Origin of the sequence: Arthrobacter rhizophilus, assembly GCF_026241105.1 — a bacterium.
Lineage (GTDB): Bacteria > Actinomycetota > Actinomycetes > Actinomycetales > Micrococcaceae > Arthrobacter.
In genome coordinates, this window is the sequence record NZ_JAPFFT010000028.1 from 1 (window position 1) to 20,233 (window position 20,233).

The window sequence follows — 20,233 nt, forward strand, 5'->3', positions numbered from 1 at the left end:
CATGCTCAGGAAAGCCCCGGCGCGGAATGACCACAGCAGCCCGAACTCCTACACCACCTCCGAGTGGACATGCCCCCTCCTCGTTTGAACCATTGGACATAGCAGCACTATGTCCACTCCTGGCACCAAGGAGAGCGCATGCTCAGGGGAACCGGAGCACTATGTCCACTCCTGGCACCAAGGAGAGCGCATGCTCACGTGAATTGCGGCACCGAGGTGAGCGCGGCGCGCAACTCGCGGACCGCCGTCGGGCCTCCCGCAATGAACCAATCGAGGCCATTGACTCGCACGACGTCGGTGTCCCCGCCTGCCGCACGAACGATCGCCTTGCCGGGGAGCCAGTCCCACTCGGGGCAGCTGTGTTGGAACCAGCAGCCCAGTTCGCCGTCGGCCACCCTGCCGAGATCGCAGGAGCCGGATCCGAACATGCGGAGCGAGGCAGTGGACACCGCTGCGGCGTGCCACGGCATGGCGGCGCGAGGATCGGCAAGCCACTTGGGGTGAATGTAGGTGGCGGCGCCGAGTTCGCTGAGGGCCGCCCCCGATGGTCCGGAAATCCGTTCATCGTTGAGCGTCGCGGGGTGGCCTTCCCCGCCAATCCAGAGCTTGTCCAACTCGGGCTGGTAGATTGCTCCGAGGATGACGTCGGGATCCGACGCGACGCCGTGCGATGCCGGCCGCTCGTGCTTCAAGGCGATCGCGGAGCACCAGTACGTGGAGCCGTGCAGGAAATTGTAGGTACCGTCCACGGGGTCGATCACCCACATGCGGCCGCTGGTTCCTGCCACCGAGCTTCCCTCTTCGCCAAGGATGCCGTCGTCGGGACGGCAGCGGCGCAGCTGCTCAAGGACATAGGCCTCAGCCGCATGGTCTGCGGCGGTCACCACGTCCGAAACCGAGGTCTTGCGTTCTCCCTGCAACCCGCCCATCCGCATCAGCAGGGCAAGTTGCCCGGCTTCCCGGACCAGGGCAGCAGCCAGTTCGTAGTCGTCCAGCGATGGGTCAAGTTCTGTGGCGGAGTGCCTGCCAGTGGTCATGAGTCCAGCTTATGTGGCGGGATAATGATTCATATGGCCAAGACCCCTGCCCAACGCATCAAGAAGCACGGCGCCAACGCTGCCGTCCCGCAGCACCATTTGCCGTCCGTGGTCAATCCCACCACGCAGCGATCTCCCGAGAAGGCGCAAAGCAACGCAAAGCTCGTGGTGATCGCCGGGGTTGTGGCCAGCCTTTTCCTATTCTGGTACGTGCATCTCCTGACCCTGAACCAGATGACCCAGTTGTCGGGCGGCATGGCCATGCCTGATTCCCTCATTGGCGGATTCTCCACGGATTACGTCCAGCAGTTGCACTCCGCGATGAACGATGACGCCCGTGGCCAGCTCAGCTACATCCACAAAACCGCCGGAACCCTTTTTCCGCTGATCTTCGGCTTCACCTGGCTTCTGCTCATCGGCACCAACGTTGCCGGCAAGTCACTGCGTTGGATTCTGTGGGCTGCTCCCCTGCTGTTCGCGGTGGTCCGTTTGTGGAGCAACGTGGCGGTTGACGCCGCGCTGGGATCTGCCGTGCCCGACGCCGGACAGGTGGCTTTGGCGTCCACGCTCACCGTCTTGGGCTGGGTGCTTTTCCTGCTGAGCCTTTTGGCTGGCGGCGCGGCTGTGTTTATGGGGCGTCGGCGTTCAAAGAGCGCCTGACGATCCTGCGTTCCCGGTGCACTCGCCGCGCCACCACCAGGCCAACGAGCGAGAGCCCGAGGATGATCGGGTAGGCCATGGTCCGTTCGATGGCGCCGGGCTCGTCCACGCGCAGCGCCGAAGCAAGGACGAAAATCGTTGCGCCCAAGGACACCACACCGAAGAGCAGCACCATCCAGGACATCGTGGTGCGTCGCAGCCATACCAGGCCCAGCAATGCCAGTGCCAGCGGTCCCGCAATGAAATACAGCCCCGCTCCCGTCAAGTGCCAGGCCAGAGCCGTGTCCTCCGGAACCAGTCCCACGATGGTTTGGCCGATGCCGGCCACCAGCACCAGCACGCGCACCGCACCGGCAGCAAGCCACGGTACCTTTCCAGGGCCGGAACGGATGTAGCGCTGCCTTGGTTGCGCAGCCACGGACAACACCGCCGAGCTCAGCAGCACGGCACCTAGCACCATAGCAAGGCCTTGCAGGACGAAGGAGGCGTTCATGAGCCAGTTCAGTGGCGAACAGACCTCATAGCCGTTGAACTGCCCGCACTTGGCTGCGCCGAGGTCGCTGATGACATGGGCGCGGCGATCATAGCCAGGAGTGCCTTGCCAAGCGGCCATGGCGGCGGCTTCAACGATGAAGTAGTGGACGAGGCTGAGGGAGGCCCATGCCCCCACCAACTCGCGTCTTCCGGCGAGGTCCGGCAGCAATCCACGTTCTTCGGACAAAGGATCCCCGGCCCGCAGGGGGCCCGCCGTCGTCATAGCGCCAGAATAGCCGCCCGCGGAGCGGGAACGAAGACCCGGGGAGGAAGACGCTCCGAAACGAAGGAGCCCGCGGTCCGCGGGTGTTACTCGTGTTCCGGACCGGTTCCCGGGGCGAGCATCTCCCGGGCTTGGAGCGCACGCTGGTGGGCGCCGGCTTTGTCGAAGCGGTCAGCCGCTTCGAGCAGGCTTTGCCTTGCTGACTGCTTGCTCCCGGTATCGGCTTGGGCACGGGCCATCAGGAGGAATATTTCGCCTGCCATCTGCGGGGGCAGTTGGTCAGCACGGCCCCTGAGCTCGTCCAGCAACTTTATTGCTGCGCCAGCGTCGCCCGCGAGGTAGGTCCAATGCGCTCGGTTGAGTCGAAGCAGGAGAATTTCCTCTTCGTTGCCGCCCACCACATCCGTGGCAAGCTCCGCCCGTTCAATGCACCGCAGGGTGGCGGCATCTGCCACTTCGGCGGCCAGCCTCATCGCTGCCGATGCCTTGTTGAATTTGGCCCAGACATCAAGGTTCCGGGAAGGGGAAAAGGTTTCCGCTGCAAGCTCATGGTAGTGGAGCCCTTCATCGACCTTGTCGCAAAGGAAGGCCACATTGCCGATCACCCAGTACGCTTTCCCGGCTAGCTGGTCATCCATTTCATCCGAGATTCTTGCCGAGAGGGACAAGCACTCCTCCCAGGCCTCCTCCAGCTTGCCGGACTCGCCAAACGCGGCAATCAGTGCCTGCCTGGCATGGACGTCGATTTCCATGTCGGCGTCATCATCGACCAATCCAACTGCCGATGCCGCAGCCGAGGTGGCCAGCTCAAGGAGTCCTTCACCCCGCAGGGAATTCGCCATCAAGATGAGTGCCCGGGCCCGGTGTTGGGGTGAAGCCGCAGCCAACGATGCCTCGGAAAGGGACCTCGCCAGCGCAGTGCTGGCAGCGAAGTCACCTGCGTCAAGAAGATTCTCTGCTTGAAGGAAAGTCATGTTCCACCATCCGGTGGAATCGCCCTCGTCAAGAGCAATATCAGCAGCCGAGCGCGCACCATCGGCGGCCTTGGCGAAGTCGTGGCTGGCCCGGTGCCCCCTCGACTGCAGTTCCGCGGCGGCGTACGACGGCGCAACCTTCTTTTCTCCCATGGGTCCATTATGTCTCTGAGACCCTCCACCGATGATTCCGGTGAGCGTTTAGCATGTTTCTGCACCGTGCGGACGAACATTGATGACACGGCGTGTCGCTGCTCTTATAATGAGCATGCTTCACTTCGTTCACTCCAGTCGCATCAGTCACTCATATCAGGAGCTTCCGCATGAAAAGAACTATCGCCGCTCTCCTTGCTGCCGCAGCAATCTTGCTTGCCGGAATTTCCGGCTCGGCAGCCGTTTCCGCCAGCAGCGAGAGTCCCTCACACGACTCGTCCATCGCCACTGGCTGGTGGCCGAACTTCGCCCAGAACTCGGCAGAAGCCACTGGCTGGTGGCCGAACTTCGCCCAGAACTCGGCAGAAGCCACTGGCTGGTGGCCGAACTCCACCACTCAGGGTTCGCCTCAGGCCACTGGCTGGTGGCCGAACTCCACCACTCAGGGTTCGCCTCAGGCCACTGGCTGGTGGCCCAACTCCACCCCGTCCAACTAGCAATACCTGAAAGGCACCGGACCAAGGTCCGGTGCCTTTCTGTTGGCGCTCTGTTGCCGCCGCAAATCCGTTCAGGCGCCGCGCAGCAGCTCCGCGAATTTCTCGGGTGGCATGGGCCGTCCGAAGTAGTACCCCTGGCCGCTGGCACAACCGAGGCGGGAAAGCTCAGCCGCTTGGTCAGCCGTTTCGATGCCCTCAGCAACTGCCTGCATTCCGCAGGCATGGATGAGCTGAAGAACCGCCGCCACAAAGTCCCGTTCCTTGTCGTCCGTGCCCAGGCCCTGAATCAGGGAACGGTCAATCTTGACCACGTTGACGGGAAGGTTGCGTAGATAACTGATGGACGAATAGCCGGTGCCGAAATCGTCGATCTCCAAGCGGATCCCCAGGCGCCGGAGGCCGGTCAGCGAGTATTTGTCGATGTCGCTGCCGTTCACCGCCATCGACTCCGTGAGTTCGATGACCAGCCTTGCTGCTTCCACTCCGGTTTCGGCGAGCACTTCCCGCACATGCTCGATCAAGTCGAGGCTTTGAAGTTCAGTTGTTGAAATATTGACCCGCATGCTGAAGTCTTCGTCCACCCCCGGGCCGTCCTGCCACTCGCGCAATTGCCGCATTGCTTGGCGAAGGACCCAATAGCCCAGATCGATGATGATGCCGGTTTCCTCGGCCAGCGGAATGAACGCATCCGGCATCAGCAATCCCCTGTCGGGGTGGTTCCACCGCACCAGCGCTTCCGCGCCCTCAATCCGGCCCGTACTCAACTCGACAACAGGCTGGAAATGGAGAATCAACTGATCTGTCCGGATGGCTTCACGCAGCTCCGAGATCATGAGGCCTTGGAGTCGGCGTGCATACAACAAGGCGGGCTCGAAGACCCTCACAGTGCTCCGCTGCTCGGCCTTGGCCGCATACATCGCAGTGTCGGCTTCCATCACGAGGTCGTCCACTGACTGCCCGGGTTCGCCAACCGTGAGCCCGATGCTGGATCCGCAGATGATCCGGACTTCGCCAATCTCGATGCTCTCGCCCACTGCCCGGAGGATCCTTTTGGCAACCCCACGTGCGTGAGCCGCATTGGATTTTGGCAGCATGACGGCAAACTCGTCCCCGCCAAGCCTGGCCACCGTGTCTCCGTCGCGGACCGCCGCGAGCAAGCGCTTGGCAGTGACCTGCAGGACAGTATCACCGGCGCCGTGCCCCAGGGTGTCGTTGATGCCCTTGAACGAGTTCAGGTCCAAGACGAGCAATGCGGGTGGAAGTTCTCCCCGTTCGGACTCCGCCAGCTCGTGGCTCAGTGCCCTGTTGAGGGCAGTGCGGTTGGCCAGCTGGGTCAGCGGATCCGTGAGGGCCATCCTCTCAAGTTCGATTTGGGCCTCGCGCAGCATTGCCGTGCGGTTTTCGACCCGTTCCTCGAGTTCCTGGTAGATGGCTTGAAGATCGTCCGCCATGAGATTAATCCCGGTGATGACGGCAGCTACCTCGTCTCGCGGGCCAGAGACGGGGATCCGGGTGCTGAGGTCGCCGTCCGCAATCCGGACTACCCCTTCAACCAGGGCAAGGAGTCGAGGATCCTGGGACTCATGATTCACGGTGGTGCTCTATCAACCAGTCGCGGGCTTCCGCCTCGGAGGTGAAGAACCTCGCCGGAACTGAGTCCGACCTTGCCCGCAGGAGGTAATGCGCGATCACCCGATCCACGGGGCTCTCCCCCAGCAAGGCACAGGCGGATACAACGACGGAATTCGTGTAGCCTAGGCGCGCATCGTTCGTGACTGACAGTACGCCGGTCACTGTCAGCAGGAGCGGCAGCCTCCGTCCATCCGCAACAGCACAGACGGCCGCGGCGGCAGCCCGTGCTTCCGGCGAACGGACCACAGTGTTGGGCGGGAGGGTGACCTCAACGATGCCGTCTTCCGCTAGGTCCACGGTGATCTGGTCCGCAACGCTGGAGACCGCTCCCGAAGAAGCATGAAGCGCACCATCAGGGAGGCGGGATTCCTGGGCAGGCAGTGTCTGGGCGCTCATCGGTGTGTGGCCTCCCGCCGTCGGGCAATCAGCCCGCGAAGGTCCCGAAAGGCACGAACCAGGAGGTAGGATGTTTCCTTTGTGGGGAATATGAAGCCTGCGTGTCCCGTACGACGCAGAACAAGCTGATGAGTCATGGGTCCTATGTTCTGCCGTGTCGATCAATCTAGTCGGCGCCAAGCTGCGTGGAACCCTCAGCCCGGCGCCATTCCGGTGAGTGCACTCATGATAATGCACAGACTGCCCTCCCATTGACATGAGGCTACCCCTGAAAACTCAGCGTCCTGCAAACCGCGCCGTTGTCCGTCGTACTTCCCGGACCCGCTGCGCCACCACGAGCCCCGCAGCGCAAAATCCGACGGTGATCGGATAGGCCATCAGGCGTTCCAAGGTTCCCGGTTCGGGAACGTCCATCCGGGTCACGCCGCCCATCACGAGGGCGCCCAGCGACACCGTTCCAGCCACCAGAATGAACCAACTCATCGGCGTGTGCGGCAGCCAGAGCAGTCCGAGGAGCAACAGGGCGAACGCTCCGCCGATGAAGAACATGAGTGCGCCAACAAGGTGCAAGGGAGACCTAAGGTCTTCGGGCACACATCCGACAACGACGGTTCCCAGCCCGGAGATGCCCGTCAAAACGCGGACCGCGACGGCGGACGTCCACCCTTTGCGATAGGCGGCGCCTTGCTGGATCCGCACACCGGGACGGGCCGCAATACACAGGAGCGCGGAGCTGAGCAGGAGCGCCCCGAACAGCATTCCAAGGCCCTGCACCAGAAAGGACGCATTCATGAGCAGATGGAACGGCGAACAGATGTCACGGTGCTCGTAGATCCCGCAGTTGATGGCGCCAAGGTCGCTGATGAAACCAGTCCGGCGATCGTAGGCCCCGGGCCCGCGCCAGGCTTCGATCACTGCCGATTCGGCCACGAAATACTGCACCACGCTCAACTGCGCCCAGCCGCCAATGATCGATCGGGTCGAGGCCAGGTCCGGCAGGTAGTCGCCGGGGGCGGCCGGCACCGTCATCTGATCTCCCATGCGGGCCAGCCTAGCGGCACATGCGGAGAGGCGACGGCCTGTCGGTGTTCAGAGGCCGCCAGTGTTCAACGGCTACCCCGGCAGCTTGTATGCTTGTATGCGTGCCCGGCCAGCGGCTCCCAGGAGCTTCCGGCACGGGCACAGGCCCTCGTAGCTCAGTGGATAGAGCACGGCTCTCCTAAAGCCGGTGTCGTTGGTTCGATTCCAATCGAGGGCACTTGAAAGACCAGCCGCGCACATCGTCTCCGACGCAAGACCTGCGGGCCTACCTGCTGGGCAGTTGGACCGTGGATCGGTCCCTGTGGGACAGGGCGAGCGGAACCCGCGGTGCGCTCACCGGCGTCGTGCGCTATTCAGAAACGCCCGACGGCGGGCTCCTCCTTCGCGAAGACGGCACCATGACCTGGCCCACACACTCAGGCCCGGCCTTCCGCGAATACCTCCTGCGGCCTTCGGACTCGGCCGCCGCGATGGACGTCTACTTCCCTGATGGCAAGCCCTTCCACCGCATGAGCTTCGGCAGCCATGCCAATGAAGACCGGCACTGGTGCGATCCTGATGACTACAAAGTCAACTACCTCTGGGGCGGACAGGATGCCTTTAGCTACGCCTGGGACGTCCATGGACCAGCCAAGGATCTGTTGCTGGAATCGCAGCTGAGGAGAGAACAATGACCCCTGACGGCCCAGCCAAGGACCTGATCGTAGTCAGCGCGGTCTGCGTCTACGACGACGCCGGGCGGCTGCTGACGGTTCGAAAGCGCGGCACGGAGAAATTCATGCACCCGGGAGGCAAGCCGGAATCCGGCGAAACCGCGGCCCAGGCGGCATCGCGCGAATTGGCCGAGGAAGTCGGAATCGCCATCGACCCCGCAGACCTGGAGCCCTTGGGAAGCTGGCTCGCCGTCGCCGCCAATGAGGCCGCCACGGACATCGAGGCCACCGTCTTTACCGCCCCAGGTACCTGGGAGGCCCATCCCTCGGCCGAAATCGCGGAGATCCGCTGGCTGGACCTCGCTGCCGAACTTCCTGACGATCTGGCCCCGCTCCTGACCGACCATGTCCTGCCGATGCTTGCGAAAAGATGAGGCTTCCCACATGAGGAAAATCGGCACCTAACAGGGCCTGAACTTCTCGGTTCTTCCATGAAAATCGAGCGAGAACTGACTATAGTGGTCGCACAGTTTGTTTTAACTTGATACAGGCTGCATTGTCAGGTCCAGCTGGGGGATCGCATGCAATCTATGGTTCAGCGCCGGCGCGCCGCTGAAGACGGGCGCGCCACTGAAGAAGTCAGTGGAGGCCGGACGCAAGTCCGTGACACTCCACGCGAGGTTAGGGCCTACTCGGCTGCGGGAATCGCCGCTTGGGCGGCGCAACTGGGTTCTCCCGCGCCGGAGGCTCCGCGTTCCCGCAGAATGGCGAGGACTGGCGGGATAGCTTCGATCGCGGCTTTGTTGCTCTACCTGACCTGGCGGATCACGTTCACCATGCCGCTTGGCGGCTGGGACCCTGTCATCGCTTGGACGCTGGTGACGTTTGAGGCCCTCCCCCTCCTGGGGCTCGTCCTGAAGTCCATCACGCTGTGGAACATCGATTGTCATGCCCCGGAGCCGGTAGCCGAACCGCCCAATGGCATGAGGGTCGCCGTGTTGATCCCCACGTACAACGAACCGGTGGAGGTCCTTGCCCCTACCATCGCCGCGGCCTGCGACCTTCAACCGAGCCACGAGACATGGGTATTGGATGACGGATCCCGCCCGTGGGTTGAAGAGATGTGCGCATCCTTCGGCGCGCGCTTTGTAACCCGCGCCGAGCACGATCATGCCAAGGCGGGCAACATGAACCACGCGCTGGATCTGATGGCCGCCGAGGAAGCCGCCGGCAAAGACCCAATCGACATCATCGCCGTGCTGGACTGCGACCACGTACCCCTTCCGACATTCCTGACGGCCACCTTGGGGTGGTTCGCCGACGAGGAAATCGCCCTTGTCCAAGGTCCACAGGCGTTCTATAACTCCGGAGCCTTCGACGACGATGGAATCTCCGGCGAGCAGGGGTTGTTCTTCAACGTCCTGATGCCCTCACGCAACGTTCCCGGCGCGGGGCCTTTCTGGTGCGGGTCAACATCCCTCCTCCGGGTCAAGGCACTTCGTGAGGTAGGTGGTGTAGCCACCGAAACCATCACCGAGGATATGCACACCACCCTCAAGCTCATCCGGATCGGGTGGAAGACCGTGTACCACCACCAAACCCTGGCAGTAGGCCTGGCCCCGGCAACGGCCGATCAGTACCTGCTGCAACGCCGCCGTTGGGGCATGGGCGCGATGCAGATCCTTACTTACGAGCGACTGTGGGCCGCCAAGAGCTGGATGACCTGGCGGAACTTTCATGAATACCTCAACGGAACCTTATGGTGGCTGGAAGGCATTGCCACCCTGATTGCGTTCATTATTCCGATGGCGGTGATGATCTCAGGAGCTCAGACCTCGACCGCCGACCCACTGGAGTTCACGCTCGCCTTTGGAGCCATGTTCTGGGTCCGTTTGTGGGGCGCCAAAAGACTCATGCGCCACCAGATCCATTGGCCGACGGCGTTCGCCCTGCGGATCTTCCGGGTTCCGGTTGGCATGGCCTGCCTCTGGTGGCTCGTCTCGCGCAAGACCCTTGAGTTTCAAGTCACTCCCAAAGGCGCTGCAGAACTTCGACTCCGCGGGCGTGCCCCGCGGGTCCTCCTTGTGCTGATCTTCATCGTGGCCGGGATCATTCTCTACGCGGCCGCGGGTGTCCTGGGATGGGTGCCCTGGCGGACAAGTCCGGGCTCCACTATTGCCGCCGGCGTGTGGCTGGTGTTGGCCGGAGTTGTCCTCGTTCTGGGAACGCTCCGGATCCGAGCCGCCGAATTCGCCACGTCACGACGGAACGCCCACCGGGCCACCATCAACGTGCCCATCGTGGTTGAGGGTGTCCCCGGCGAATTGCTTGATATCTCCATGGGCGGCGCCGCAGTTCGAGTGGAGGCCGACGCGCTGCCGGACGCTGGCCGCGTTCACCTGGTCCTGCCTGGGGCCAAACCGATTGCCTTGGACATCGTGCGGGTCTGGTCCACGGCAAGGCAAGGCCGCACGGCATCACTGCAGGTTCGCGAGGGTGACTGGAACGCCTATCGAAGCCTGGCACTCTGGCTTTTCCACACTCCCGATAATGCACTGCCCGGTTTTCCCGCTGGTGTTCCTGCCATTGCAGCACGCGAGTCGGCATGAGCGGGTACAGCTTGCGAAAGCCAGCACTGGTCTGGAAAGTGCTTGCCGTCGGGGCGGCGGTGGTCACCCTGGCTGTGGTCCTCGGAGCAAATCAAGGGACGTCGACGGCGCAGTCCGCCGGGGATCTCGCCATCCTGGCGGCCGCGCTACTCGCTACAGTCAGTTGTGCCTGGGCAGCACGGCGTAAAGACGAAAGCTCGCGCGCGTGGCGGGTCATGGCCATTGCCACATTGGTCTGGACAATCGGACAAGCAATCTGGACTTTCTATGGGTTGGCTCTCGACCATGACTATCCCTACCCCTCCATAGCCGACGCCGCTTTCGTCGGCTATTCGATTCCGGCCGCGATCGCCCTCTACCTGTTCCCGCGTCCCCGGGTTTCCCGGGTTGCCTTCCTGCGCGGGCTCCTGGATGCCGCTGTGATTGCCTCCGCAGTGCTGTTCATGAGCTGGGCTACCGTTCTCGGTTCCATGTACAAGACAGAAGGGCAGGAAACCCTCGCCCATCTCACCGGCCTTGCCTATCCCGTTGCCGATATCGTGATGGTCTCCATAGTCCTCATGCTCACCATGCGGAGGGCACCAGGGGAGCGCCTCAGGTGGGTCTGCCTGGGTGGCGGGCTGCTGGTCCTTGCGATCACTGACAGTACCTACGTGGACCTGACCTCAGACGGCGTCACAGGGCTCACCGGAACACCCCTGGCGGCAGGCTGGATCGGGGCGTTCCTGCTGATCGCCCTCGCCCCGCTGGTCCCCTACGCTCCGCGTCCCCGGACTGATTGGCGCCTCTACACCCTGGCCCTAGAACTCCTCCCCTATGGCCCCGTCTTCGGTGCCATCATGGTGGCACCAATACGCGTCGGGCGTCCCAGCGACCCCTTCCTCCAGACCGTGGGACTTACCGTGTTGGCGCTGGCGGTCACACGCCAAATCCTCATGATCTTGGAGAACATCAACCTGACACGGGATCTCGAGTCCAAGGTTGCCCAGCGCACGGCCGAACTCGAAGGCCTGGGCGCGATCGTCAACTCATCGGCGGATGCCATCGTGGGCAAGACCCTGGGCGGCGTCATCACCAGTTGGAACCCGGGGGCCGAACGGATCTACGGGTACAGCGCCGCTGAGGCCATCGGGCGGCATGTCTCCTTCCTCGTCCCGGAGCACCTCCGGGACGAGGAAGAAGGCCTCCTCGCGGCGATCGCGGCCGGTGGGGAAACGCACAGCTTCGAGACAGAACGGGTCCGCGGGGACGGTTCCATCGTTCCTGTGTCCCTGACGTTATCCCCGATCCGGGGTACCGGCGGCATCCGCGGAGTCGCCGCGATAGCCCAGGACATCAGTGAACGCAGGATCGCGCAGGCAGAATTGGAAACCGCCCGGGAAGCCGCAGAGGAGGCCAGCCGCCTGAAGTCGGAGTTCCTGGCGACAATGAGCCATGAGATCCGCACACCGATGAACGGCGTGATCGGATTGACCGGTTTGCTGCTGGACACCCCCTTGGAAGAAACCCAGCGGCAATATGCCGAGGGCGTCAAAGGGGCGGGCGAAGCCCTGCTGACCCTGATCAACGACATTCTGGACTTCTCGAAACTCGAAGCGGGCAAGGTCGACCTGGACCCCGCACCCTTCAATCCGCGCACCCTGGTGGATGAGCTCGCAGCCCTCTTGGCGGAAGCCGCCCAAGCCAAGGGCCTGGAACTCATCGCGTACTGCCGCCCAGAGGTTCCGGCGACGCTGGTCGGCGACGCCGGCCGCATCAGGCAGATTCTCCTCAACCTGGCCTCAAATGCCGTGAAGTTCACCCCCTCCGGGGAAGTCGTGATCAGTGTGAAGGTCGTGGAGAAGGACCCCGCAAACGTCTGGGTGCGCTTCGAAGTCCGTGACACCGGGATCGGGATCGAGGCAGCAGATCATCTCAGGCTCTTCGAGTCCTTCTCACAGGCCGATGCCTCCACCACCCGGCGGTATGGCGGAACCGGCTTGGGACTAGCGATCTCGCGGCGGCTCACAGAGGTGATGGGCGGCGAGATCGGGGTGGACAGCTCCCTGGGAAATGGCAGCACTTTCTGGGCCACCCTTCCATTGGGAGTGACAGGTCCTTCCGCCGCCCCGCCGTCGATCTCTCCCGATCAACTGACGGGACTCCGGGTCCTGGTGGTGGATGACAACGCGACCAACCGTTTGGTGCTCGAAGGGCAACTGGCGGGCTGGCGGATGAAACCGGAGGCTGTAAGCGATGCCCAACAGGGCTTGGACCGTTGCCGCGAGGAAGCCGCCGCCGGACTTCCCTTCGACATCGCGGTGCTCGATATGTGCATGCCCCACATGAACGGGCTGGAGCTGGCGCGCAAACTGAGTACCGACGTCGCGTTGGAATCCATCCGGATCATTATGCTGACGTCCACCATGAACGTGGACAAAGCCGAACTCGTGGCGGCCGGGGTTCAGGAATGGCTCACGAAGCCCGTGCGCAGCTCCGAATTCTACGATCGGCTCATGCGCCTTGTCGCGACCCATCCAGTCAGCGCTCCCAGCGTTTCTCCCGCTGTTCCCGTCACCATCAGCCAGCCTTCGCGCGGCCTGATTTTGATCGTGGAGGACAACGAGGTCAATCAGCTCGTGGCCCGGAGCATGGTTGCGAAGTTGGGGTACGAGGCCGACGTCGTCGCTGACGGAAGTGCGGCAGTCGCCGCCACTGGGGCGACCAAGTACGCGGCGGTCCTGATGGACTGCCACATGCCCGTCATGGACGGATTCGAGGCCACCAAAGCCATTCGGGAACGGCAAAATGACCACCGCAGGCTCCCCGTCATTGCCATGACCGCCGGGGCCCTGGATGAGGACCGCGACCGCTGCCTTGCCGCCGGCATGGACGACTATCTCACCAAACCGGTGGACATGGACAAATTGAACCAAGTTCTCGCCCGGTGGATACCCAGACCAGCGAAGGAAAGCACCGAACCTGCCCTCGACCCCGCGAGGCTGGAAACATTGCGAGCCCTCGGCTCGGCGGACGGGCTGGGGTTGCTGCACGCCGCAGCACAGGCCTTCCGGCAAGACATTCAACCAAGCCTGGAAGCACTCCGCCAGGCTCTGGACAGCGGAGGCGGAGATGCTTTCAGACAGGTGGCGCATAAATTGAAAGGCTCGGCAGCCAACATTGGAGCCGCCCGCGCGGCCCGGATGTGCGAGGAGATGGAACACGGTTCTTCAGACGGAGCGCCTGGTGATCGCGTCCTCCTCGCCGATCTTGAAGCCGAACTGGCCCTTGTTGACAAAGCACTGAACGACGCCTTGGCGGTGGCCCCATGAAAGTGCTGGTGGCGGATGACGACTTCGGTTCCCGCCTGGTGGCGAAAGCAGCAGTGGAGCAGTCCGGCCACGAGTGCATCGTGGCCGCGGACGGCAGCTCTGCCTGGGAGCTGTACAGGCAACACCGCCCGCAGGTGGTCGTGACTGACCTGATGATGCCGGGGCTCAACGGGCTGGAGCTCTGCCGCTCCATCCGCAGCGCGGAAGAGGACTCCTACACGTATCTTGTCCTTGTCACCTCGAAGGATTCACGTGAGGACGTCGTCGCGGGGATGCAGGCCGGTGCTGATGACTACGTGGCCAAGCCGCTTGACCCGTTCGCCTTGCATACCCGCCTTCTGGTGGCGCAAAGGGTTACTTCGCTACACACGGACCTTGCGCGCTACCGCGCTGCGCTTGCTGAGCAAGCCCGGACCGATCCTTTGACGAAGCTCCATAACCGGCTGAAGCTCTCGGAGGATCTGGAGCAGCTGCACCACAAATGCGCTCGTTACGGGACGGACTACAGCCTGGCCATCTGCGACGTCGACAATTTCAAGAGTTACAACGACATCTACGGCCACCAAGCCGGTGACCTGGCGCTGCAGGCCGTCGCGGCTTCCCTCGCCGGCCAAGGGCGCCAAAGCGATGGAATCTACCGGTTCGGCGGAGAGGAATTCCTTTTCCTGCTTCCGAGTCAGACGGTGTCCGGAGCAGAAACGAGGCTGGAGCGTGCCCTCGCGGCAGTGCACGGCCTGGGCATTGCGCATTCCGGGAATCCCACGGGGACCCTCACGTTGAGCGCTGGAGTCTCGGCCTACGTTCCCGACCATCGGGTCAGCAGCGAACGGCTCCTCAAGGAGGCCGACATGGCCCTGTACGCAGCTAAGTCTGCCGGCAGAAACCGCGTGGAAGTTGCGCCGGAAGTCCGGCAACACACCCAAAGCTGAAGCGGCGACGACGCCATCAGCGTCACATAGTGAAAAACTCGACGTCACGCCTGACACTTTTTTGGCGGTCCTCCGTCCTCCGAACCCCGGATCTTCGGGGTCGACGCCGGACTGAAGAGTCAAAAAGATCCCCCACGTGACGCAGCCCGGCGAACCAGCCAGCCCCGGTCAAGCGGAGCCTGAAACCCGGGTCACGAGGCCTTACAGCTTCGGAACAGCTTCCTGCGCCACAGCCGTGGCCTCGGCGAACTGGGTGTTGTACAGCTCGGCGTAGCGTCCATCCGCCGCGAGAAGCTCTGCGTGCGTGCCGCGCTCAACGATGGATCCGTCCTCCACCACCAGAATGACATCGGCGGCCCGGATGGTGGAGAGCCTGTGAGCGATCACGACGGCGGTGCGTCCCGCGAGTGCCTCACCCAAGGCCGCCTGGACAGCGGCTTCACTTGTGGAGTCCAAGGCGGCCGTGGCCTCGTCCAGGATGACAACCCTCGGTTGCGCGATAAGCAGGCGCGCGATGGTGAGCCGCTGGCGTTCCCCGCCCGAGAGGCGGTAGCCGCGCTCCCCCACCACCGTTTCCAATCCGTCCGGCAACGAACGGACCATGGATTCGAGCCGGGCCCGCCGGAGCACGTCCCACATTTCCTCGTCCGTCGCGCCCGGCCTGGCAAGCCGCAAGTTGGAGGCGATGCTCTCGTGGAACAGGTGGCCGTCCTGCGTGACCATGCCAAGCGTCGCACGGAGGGAGTCAAACGTGGCGTCACGGATGTCCATGCCGGTGCCCTGCCCGCGCCCGCCCAAGCGCACGGTGCCGGAGTCGACGTCGTACAGGCGGGACAGAAGCTGGGCCACAGTGGACTTACCCGCGCCGGAGGACCCCACGAGCGCCACAGTCTGCCCGGGCTCCACGCGGAAGCTGATTCCGTGAAGGACCTCCTCGCCGCCGCGGGTATCCAGGGTGGCCACTTCCTCCAGCGACGCAAGCGACACCTTGTCCGCGGACGGATAGGCGAAGCGGACGTCGTCGAACTCCACTGCAACGGGTCCTGGGGGCACCGCGACTGCGTCCGGCTTCTCCTGGATGAGCGGCTTGAGGTCGAGGATCTCGAAGACCCGCTCGAAGCTGACCAGCGCGCTCATGACCTCAACGTGGGCACTCGACAGCGCGGTGAGCGGTGCATAGAGGCGGGTGAGCAGCAGGGCCAGCACGACGACGTCGCCCGCCGCCAGCTGTCCGCTCAGCGCAAGCCAACCGCCCAGTCCGTAAACAAGCGCGAGGGCCAGGGCGGAAACGAGGGTCAGCGCAGTGATGAACGTGAACTGCAACATGGCGGTGCGGACACCGATGTCCCGCACACGGCCGGCGCGCAGGGCGAACTCGGCGGATTCCTCGTCCGGGCGGCCGAACAGTTTGACGAGCGTGGCGCCGGGTGCGGAGAAACGCTCAGTCATTTGGGTTCCCATGGCCGCATTGTGGGACGCGGCTTCGCGGCGCAGGTCGGCCAGCTTGGAGCCCATGCGGCGTGCGGGGATGAGGAAGATCGGCAGCAGCACCATCGCCAGGACGGTGACCAGCCAGGAGGTGTTGAGCATGACCACGAGGGTCAGGGCCAAGGAAACGACGTTGCTGACCACTCCGGAGAGGGTGCCCGCGAAAGCCGATTGGGCTCCGATGACGTCGTTATTGAGCCGGCTGACAAGGGCTCCGGTGCGGGTCCGGGTAAAGAAGGCGATGGGCATGCGCTGCACATGGTCGAACACCCGCGTCCGCAGATCAACGATCACGCCTTCGCCGATCACCGAAGACAGCCACCGGGTCAGCAGTCCCACTCCGGCGTCAGCGACGGCCACGCCAGCGATGAGCGCGGCCAGCCCGATCACGACGTCCACGCCTGCATGGGCGATGAGCGCGTTCACCACCTTGCCGGCCAGCACCGGGGTGGCCACGGCAAGGAACGCACCGGCGATGGAGGCCAGTACGAAGGCAATCAGCTTGTTGCGGTGCGGTTTCGCGAAAGCGAGCACGCGCCTGATGGTTTCCCTCGAGAACGGCTGGGAGCCGCTCTTGGCGCGGGTGATGTTGTAGAGCGAGCGCCAGGCGACGCCATCCATGCTCATGGCTTGTGATTCCCCATTCCGGAAGTGTGGTGCAGTTCGGTCACGGTTCCGTTGTCAAGGTGCCAGCGGGAATCGAGCCGGACGTTTTCGAGCAGGCGGCGGTCGTGCGTGACCAGCAGGAGCGCGCCTTCGTAGCCGTCGAGTGCATCCTCAAGCTGCTCGATCGCCGGTAGGTCGAGGTGGTTGGTGGGTTCGTCCAGGACCAGCAGGTTGACGCCGCGGGCCTGCAGCAGCGCGAGCGCCGCGCGAGTGCGTTCGCCCGGGGACAAGGAATCCACGGTCCGGGAGGTGTGGTCCGCCTTGAGGCCGAACTTAGCCAGCAGGGTACGGACGTCCGCCGAGTTCCATTCGATCAGGACGGATTCGACGGCGTCTGCCAGGGTGAGGTGCCCCGCCAGCAGTCCGCGGGCTTGGTCGACCTCGCCGATCGCCACGGATGCACCCATGGAGGCGTCTCCGGCGTCGGGCTGTTGAAGCCCCAACAGCAGCCGGAGGAGGGTGGACTTTCCTGCGCCGTTCGGTCCGGTGATGCCAATGCGTTCGCCGGCGTTGAGCTGGAGATTGACGGGTCCCAGCGTGAAGTCGCCTTGATGTGCCACGACGTCGCGCAGGGTTGCGACGACCGAACTGGAGCGCGGAGCCTGGCCGATGGTGAACTGCAGCTGCCATTCCTTCCGCGGCTCTTCCACCTCGTCAAGCCGGGCGATGCGGGACTCCATCTGCCGGACTTTCTGGGCCTGCTTTTCCGAAGACTCAACGCTGGCCGCCCTGCGGATTTTGTCGTTGTCCGGGCTCTTCTTCATGGCGTTGCGGACGCCTTGCGAGCTCCATTCGCGCTGGGTCCGGGCCCGGGACACAAGATCCGCCTTGGTGTTGGCGAACTCCTCGTACCGTTCCCGGGCGTGCCGCTTCGCTACCGCCCGCTCTTCGAGGAAGGCGTCGTATCCGCCGTCGTAGACCGCCACACTGTTCTGTGCCAGGTCCAATTCCAGGACCCTGGTGACGCACCGGGCCAGGAACTCCCGGTCATGCGAGACCAGCACGGCACCGCCCCGCAGGCCTTGGACGAAGGACTCAAGCCGGGCGAGTCCATCGAGGTCCAGGTCATTGGTGGGTTCGTCGAGGAGCACCACATCGAAGCGGCTCAGCAGGAGCGCGGCCAAGGCGACCCGGGCTGCCTGCCCACCGGACAGGCCCGTCATCAGCGCATCCGGACCTGATTCCAGGCCCAGTTCCGCCAGGACCGCCGGGATTCTGTCCTCAAGGTCTGCCGCTCCCGACGCCATCCAGCGGTCGAAGGCCAGGGAGTAGGTGTCATCGGCTTCCGGAGTCCCGGCGGCGAGACCCTCGGCGCCCGCCTCCATGTCGGCCGTGGCTTGGGAGCAACCCGTGCGGCGGGCAATGTAGGCGGCAACCGTTTCACCGTGAGTGCGATCGTGTTCCTGGGGAAGCCACCCGACAAAGGCGTCGGCGGGAGCGAGGCTGACCGCGCCCTGTTGGGGACGGTCCGCTCCGGCAAGAATACGCAAGAGCGTGGATTTCCCGGCACCGTTGGCGCCGACAACGCCCACGACGTCTCCGGGCGCCACTGTGAGGGAGAGCTTCGAGAACAAGGTGCGGTGACCGTGGCCGCCGGAGAGCTCTTTGGCGACGAGCGTTGCAGTCATTGGTCTATCCTCTCACTGCTCCGCCCCTCAGCGGAAAGGGCGGGGCATGGAAGAACCCGCTGGTCCGTACTTGGGGGGTGTGCGGACCAGCGGGTTCGAGAATCAAGCATAATTCAATGTGCCCGCATCGTAAAATCGACCTCGCTGTCCCGTCAGAAACTGTCTGCCGGAAACCGTCTATCAGAAAGTGGTTCATGTCCCTCCCTTCCAAGGCGTTCCAGCGCTGGCTGCACGGGATCGCCCCGAATACCAGCACGGCCGATGTCTGCCGATTCTCAGGAGTGAAACGCACCACGCTCGCCCAGCAATTGGTCCGAGGCAAGGTGGCGGAGACGTCGCTCGTGAGCATCAGCCGGGCCTTCGACATGAATCCCTTCGATGCGCTGGCACAATTCGAGGCCTACGCAGCGCTTCGCGGGACCCCGGTTCCGCCCACTGACGCGGAACTCGTCAGCCAGGTTTCTACCATGGACCTTTTGCGGGCGGTCGTGCAGCGCTCCGAACCCCGCGACGGCCTCGCGCCCCTGGTCCTGGCAGACACGCCGCACGCGACGTCGGTCAGGAACTGGGTGGACGCGGTCGACGACGGCGAGCTGCGTCACCGGGTCAGCGATGCCACCGGGATCGCGCCACAGAACTTCTCCGCTCACCTGACAGCCAACCGGCTCCCCCCGGAACTGGCGCTGTCCACGTCACGGGCCGCCGGCGTCGGACCCGCCGGAGGCCTCGTCGCCAGCGGCCTCGTCACGGAGGCCGAAGCCGGCTGGCCTCCCGGGGCACGACGGGACGCCCTGGACAGGATGACAGACGGCGAACTAGCTCTGTTGGCCGGAGAGCGGCTGCAGGCCCTTGGCAAGGCCCTGCGCCGCCAAGAGCACGAGCTCGACGACACCAATAGAATCTGGGAGAACCTAGGATGATGGCCGTCCTGCCGTGGGCCACGCTCTTTGTTTGCCTCGCGTTGACGGCCGTCCGAATTCCGAGCGCCATACGGGGCGAGAACCGGATGATGTTGGTCCTGTTCGTGCTGATTTCCCTTGACATCCTCCTCAGCATCGAGGGTCCTTACGTGTTAATCGACGGGTGGCTGGGCGACTTCAATTTGTCCAACCTGCTTCTCCGGTTCCTGCTCTATGGAACGTTCCTGCTCATGGGCATCAAGGTGGCCAGGGCCTTCGCTTCGCCCGGTGGGGAACGCGCCATCAGGGGACCGCTCGGCTTGGCTGTTTTGGGACTCACTGCGGTCCTCACCGCCTTCTTTTTCTTCTCGATGGACACAGGGGGCTCCTCTGTGAGCCTGAGTGCATTCGACCCGGGGCCGGCCCTTGAAATCTACGCGGCCTTGGGCAGGTTCTACCCGGGTTACGTTGCCGCCTGCCTCCTCCCGGGCATATGGCGATCTGTCCGACGCTCCGGCCCCGTTCTGCTCCGGGCTGCGTCGGCCACGCTACTCCTGGGCCTCGGATTGCTCATCGTTTCGCAGGTCTTTCCGCTCATCCCGGCGTCGGTCGGATGGTTGCGGCCGCTCATCAACTACTCGGCTGCATTGGCGAGCACGCTTGGTTTGGGAGGCATCTGGCTATCCAAGGCCATTGCGCACCGCTCCAGCAGCGCGGTAACGTCAACGCAATAGAAAAACATACCGCGTAACCTCTTTCACGAATCCATTACAGCGTGGCATAATCATGAATGTGTGAAGGCGATGCAGCCTGACCTTCGAATCAATGAACGGGTTTCCAAGGTTCGTGGCGCGTGCTGAGCACATTTGGGGGGATGAGTGGTGGCGGGCTGTTGGGGACCGC

Annotated in this window: 17 protein-coding genes and 1 tRNA gene; 10 read left to right on the top strand and 8 right to left on the bottom strand. The window is 63.7% G+C overall.

The window, feature by feature from the left end:
• Positions 1-194 precede the first annotated feature (194 nt).
• Positions 195-1,037, bottom strand: a complete 843-nt coding sequence (locus OOZ51_RS18430; protein ID WP_265981221.1) for an inositol monophosphatase family protein — start codon at positions 1,035-1,037, stop codon at positions 195-197.
• A gap of 33 nt (positions 1,038-1,070) precedes the next feature.
• Between OOZ51_RS18430 and OOZ51_RS18435 the strand changes: the two genes are divergently transcribed.
• On the top strand, positions 1,071-1,697 hold the full coding sequence (locus OOZ51_RS18435; RefSeq protein ID WP_265981222.1) for a hypothetical protein: 627 nt from the start codon (positions 1,071-1,073) through the stop codon (positions 1,695-1,697).
• Here OOZ51_RS18435 and OOZ51_RS18440 read toward each other — a convergent pair.
• Positions 1,666-2,454: a DUF998 domain-containing protein gene (locus OOZ51_RS18440; RefSeq protein WP_265981223.1), complete on the bottom strand. Its 789-nt coding sequence runs from the start codon at positions 2,452-2,454 to the stop codon at positions 1,666-1,668. The two genes, OOZ51_RS18435 and OOZ51_RS18440, sit on opposite strands and share 32 nt — an antisense overlap.
• Positions 2,455-2,540: 86 nt before the next feature.
• Entirely contained in the window at positions 2,541-3,581 is a 1,041-nt protein-coding gene (locus tag OOZ51_RS18445; RefSeq protein WP_265981224.1) for a hypothetical protein, read from the bottom strand.
• A gap of 170 nt (positions 3,582-3,751) precedes the next feature.
• Here OOZ51_RS18445 and OOZ51_RS18450 point away from each other — a divergent pair, with 170 nt between their 5' ends.
• The gene (locus tag OOZ51_RS18450; RefSeq protein WP_265981225.1) at positions 3,752-4,078 is read left to right on the top strand and encodes a hypothetical protein; all 327 of its coding nucleotides are present in this window, start codon (positions 3,752-3,754) and stop codon (positions 4,076-4,078) included.
• 71 nt (positions 4,079-4,149) lie between these two features.
• Here OOZ51_RS18450 and OOZ51_RS18455 read toward each other — a convergent pair whose 3' ends face one another.
• The 3 genes from OOZ51_RS18455 to OOZ51_RS18465 form a co-directional block, all read right to left on the bottom strand.
• Complete coding sequence (locus tag OOZ51_RS18455; protein WP_265981226.1) at positions 4,150-5,670, bottom strand: putative bifunctional diguanylate cyclase/phosphodiesterase; 1,521 nt, start codon at positions 5,668-5,670, stop codon at positions 4,150-4,152.
• Entirely contained in the window at positions 5,660-6,106 is a 447-nt protein-coding gene (locus OOZ51_RS18460; RefSeq protein ID WP_265981227.1) for a DUF7793 family protein, read from the bottom strand. The genes OOZ51_RS18455 and OOZ51_RS18460 overlap by 11 nt, the downstream gene beginning before the upstream one ends.
• Positions 6,107-6,382: 276 nt before the next feature.
• Positions 6,383-7,147, bottom strand: a complete 765-nt coding sequence (locus tag OOZ51_RS18465; protein WP_265981228.1) for a hypothetical protein — start codon at positions 7,145-7,147, stop codon at positions 6,383-6,385.
• Positions 7,148-7,291: 144 nt separating this feature from the next.
• Between OOZ51_RS18465 and OOZ51_RS18470 the strand changes: the two genes are divergently transcribed.
• From OOZ51_RS18470 to OOZ51_RS18495, 6 genes are all read left to right on the top strand, one after another.
• Positions 7,292-7,364, top strand: a tRNA-Arg gene (locus tag OOZ51_RS18470).
• 1 nt (position 7,365) lies between these two features.
• Positions 7,366-7,821 (top strand): DUF6314 family protein, encoded by a 456-nt coding sequence (locus OOZ51_RS18475; RefSeq protein ID WP_265981229.1) that lies wholly within the window; start codon positions 7,366-7,368, stop codon positions 7,819-7,821.
• Complete coding sequence (locus OOZ51_RS18480) at positions 7,818-8,234, top strand: NUDIX hydrolase (RefSeq protein ID WP_265981230.1); 417 nt, start codon at positions 7,818-7,820, stop codon at positions 8,232-8,234. Before OOZ51_RS18475 ends, OOZ51_RS18480 begins: the two co-directional genes overlap by 4 nt.
• Positions 8,235-8,381: 147 nt before the next feature.
• On the top strand, positions 8,382-10,409 hold the full coding sequence (locus tag OOZ51_RS18485) for a glycosyltransferase family 2 protein (protein ID WP_265981231.1): 2,028 nt from the start codon (positions 8,382-8,384) through the stop codon (positions 10,407-10,409).
• Positions 10,406-13,720, top strand: a complete 3,315-nt coding sequence (locus tag OOZ51_RS18490; protein WP_265981232.1) for a hybrid sensor histidine kinase/response regulator — start codon at positions 10,406-10,408, stop codon at positions 13,718-13,720. The genes OOZ51_RS18485 and OOZ51_RS18490 overlap by 4 nt, the downstream gene beginning before the upstream one ends.
• Positions 13,717-14,649, top strand: coding sequence for a GGDEF domain-containing response regulator (locus tag OOZ51_RS18495; RefSeq protein WP_265981233.1), 933 nt, complete (start codon positions 13,717-13,719; stop codon positions 14,647-14,649). Before OOZ51_RS18490 ends, OOZ51_RS18495 begins: the two co-directional genes overlap by 4 nt.
• A gap of 201 nt (positions 14,650-14,850) precedes the next feature.
• Here the strand turns inward: OOZ51_RS18495 and OOZ51_RS18500 are convergent, their stop codons facing one another.
• Positions 14,851-16,764, bottom strand: coding sequence for an ABC transporter ATP-binding protein (locus OOZ51_RS18500; RefSeq protein WP_265981234.1), 1,914 nt, complete (start codon positions 16,762-16,764; stop codon positions 14,851-14,853).
• Positions 16,761-18,431 (bottom strand): ABC-F family ATP-binding cassette domain-containing protein, encoded by a 1,671-nt coding sequence (locus OOZ51_RS18505; protein ID WP_265981235.1) that lies wholly within the window; start codon positions 18,429-18,431, stop codon positions 16,761-16,763. Before OOZ51_RS18505 ends, OOZ51_RS18500 begins: the two co-directional genes overlap by 4 nt.
• A 194-nt stretch (positions 18,432-18,625) precedes the next feature.
• Here OOZ51_RS18505 and OOZ51_RS18510 point away from each other — a divergent pair, with 194 nt between their 5' ends.
• Together OOZ51_RS18510 and OOZ51_RS18515 are read left to right on the top strand one after the other, a co-directional pair.
• Complete coding sequence (locus OOZ51_RS18510; protein ID WP_265981236.1) at positions 18,626-19,351, top strand: hypothetical protein; 726 nt, start codon at positions 18,626-18,628, stop codon at positions 19,349-19,351.
• Complete coding sequence (locus tag OOZ51_RS18515; protein ID WP_265981237.1) at positions 19,348-20,064, top strand: hypothetical protein; 717 nt, start codon at positions 19,348-19,350, stop codon at positions 20,062-20,064. The genes OOZ51_RS18510 and OOZ51_RS18515 overlap by 4 nt, the downstream gene beginning before the upstream one ends.
• Positions 20,065-20,233 lie beyond the last annotated feature (169 nt).

What these genes read in the sequence shown, in the direction of transcription:
- OOZ51_RS18430 (WP_265981221.1), bottom strand. Translation starts at nt 1,037, where the DNA reads ATGACCACTGGCAGGCACTCCGCCACAGAACTTGACCCATCGCTGGAC.
- OOZ51_RS18435 (WP_265981222.1), top strand. Translation starts at nt 1,071, where the DNA reads ATGGCCAAGACCCCTGCCCAACGCATCAAGAAGCACGGCGCCAACGCT.
- OOZ51_RS18440 (WP_265981223.1), bottom strand. Translation starts at nt 2,454, where the DNA reads ATGACGACGGCGGGCCCCCTGCGGGCCGGGGATCCTTTGTCCGAAGAA.
- OOZ51_RS18445 (WP_265981224.1), bottom strand. Translation starts at nt 3,581, where the DNA reads ATGGGAGAAAAGAAGGTTGCGCCGTCGTACGCCGCCGCGGAACTGCAG.
- OOZ51_RS18450 (WP_265981225.1), top strand. Translation starts at nt 3,752, where the DNA reads ATGAAAAGAACTATCGCCGCTCTCCTTGCTGCCGCAGCAATCTTGCTT.
- OOZ51_RS18460 (WP_265981227.1), bottom strand. Translation starts at nt 6,106, where the DNA reads ATGAGCGCCCAGACACTGCCTGCCCAGGAATCCCGCCTCCCTGATGGT.
- OOZ51_RS18465 (WP_265981228.1), bottom strand. Translation starts at nt 7,147, where the DNA reads ATGGGAGATCAGATGACGGTGCCGGCCGCCCCCGGCGACTACCTGCCG.
- OOZ51_RS18480 (WP_265981230.1), top strand. Translation starts at nt 7,818, where the DNA reads ATGACCCCTGACGGCCCAGCCAAGGACCTGATCGTAGTCAGCGCGGTC.
- OOZ51_RS18485 (WP_265981231.1), top strand. Translation starts at nt 8,382, where the DNA reads ATGCAATCTATGGTTCAGCGCCGGCGCGCCGCTGAAGACGGGCGCGCC.
- OOZ51_RS18490 (WP_265981232.1), top strand. Translation starts at nt 10,406, where the DNA reads ATGAGCGGGTACAGCTTGCGAAAGCCAGCACTGGTCTGGAAAGTGCTT.
- OOZ51_RS18495 (WP_265981233.1), top strand. Translation starts at nt 13,717, where the DNA reads ATGAAAGTGCTGGTGGCGGATGACGACTTCGGTTCCCGCCTGGTGGCG.
- OOZ51_RS18500 (WP_265981234.1), bottom strand. Translation starts at nt 16,764, where the DNA reads ATGAGCATGGATGGCGTCGCCTGGCGCTCGCTCTACAACATCACCCGC.
- OOZ51_RS18505 (WP_265981235.1), bottom strand. Translation starts at nt 18,431, where the DNA reads ATGACTGCAACGCTCGTCGCCAAAGAGCTCTCCGGCGGCCACGGTCAC.
- OOZ51_RS18510 (WP_265981236.1), top strand. Translation starts at nt 18,626, where the DNA reads ATGTCCCTCCCTTCCAAGGCGTTCCAGCGCTGGCTGCACGGGATCGCC.
- OOZ51_RS18515 (WP_265981237.1), top strand. Translation starts at nt 19,348, where the DNA reads ATGATGGCCGTCCTGCCGTGGGCCACGCTCTTTGTTTGCCTCGCGTTG.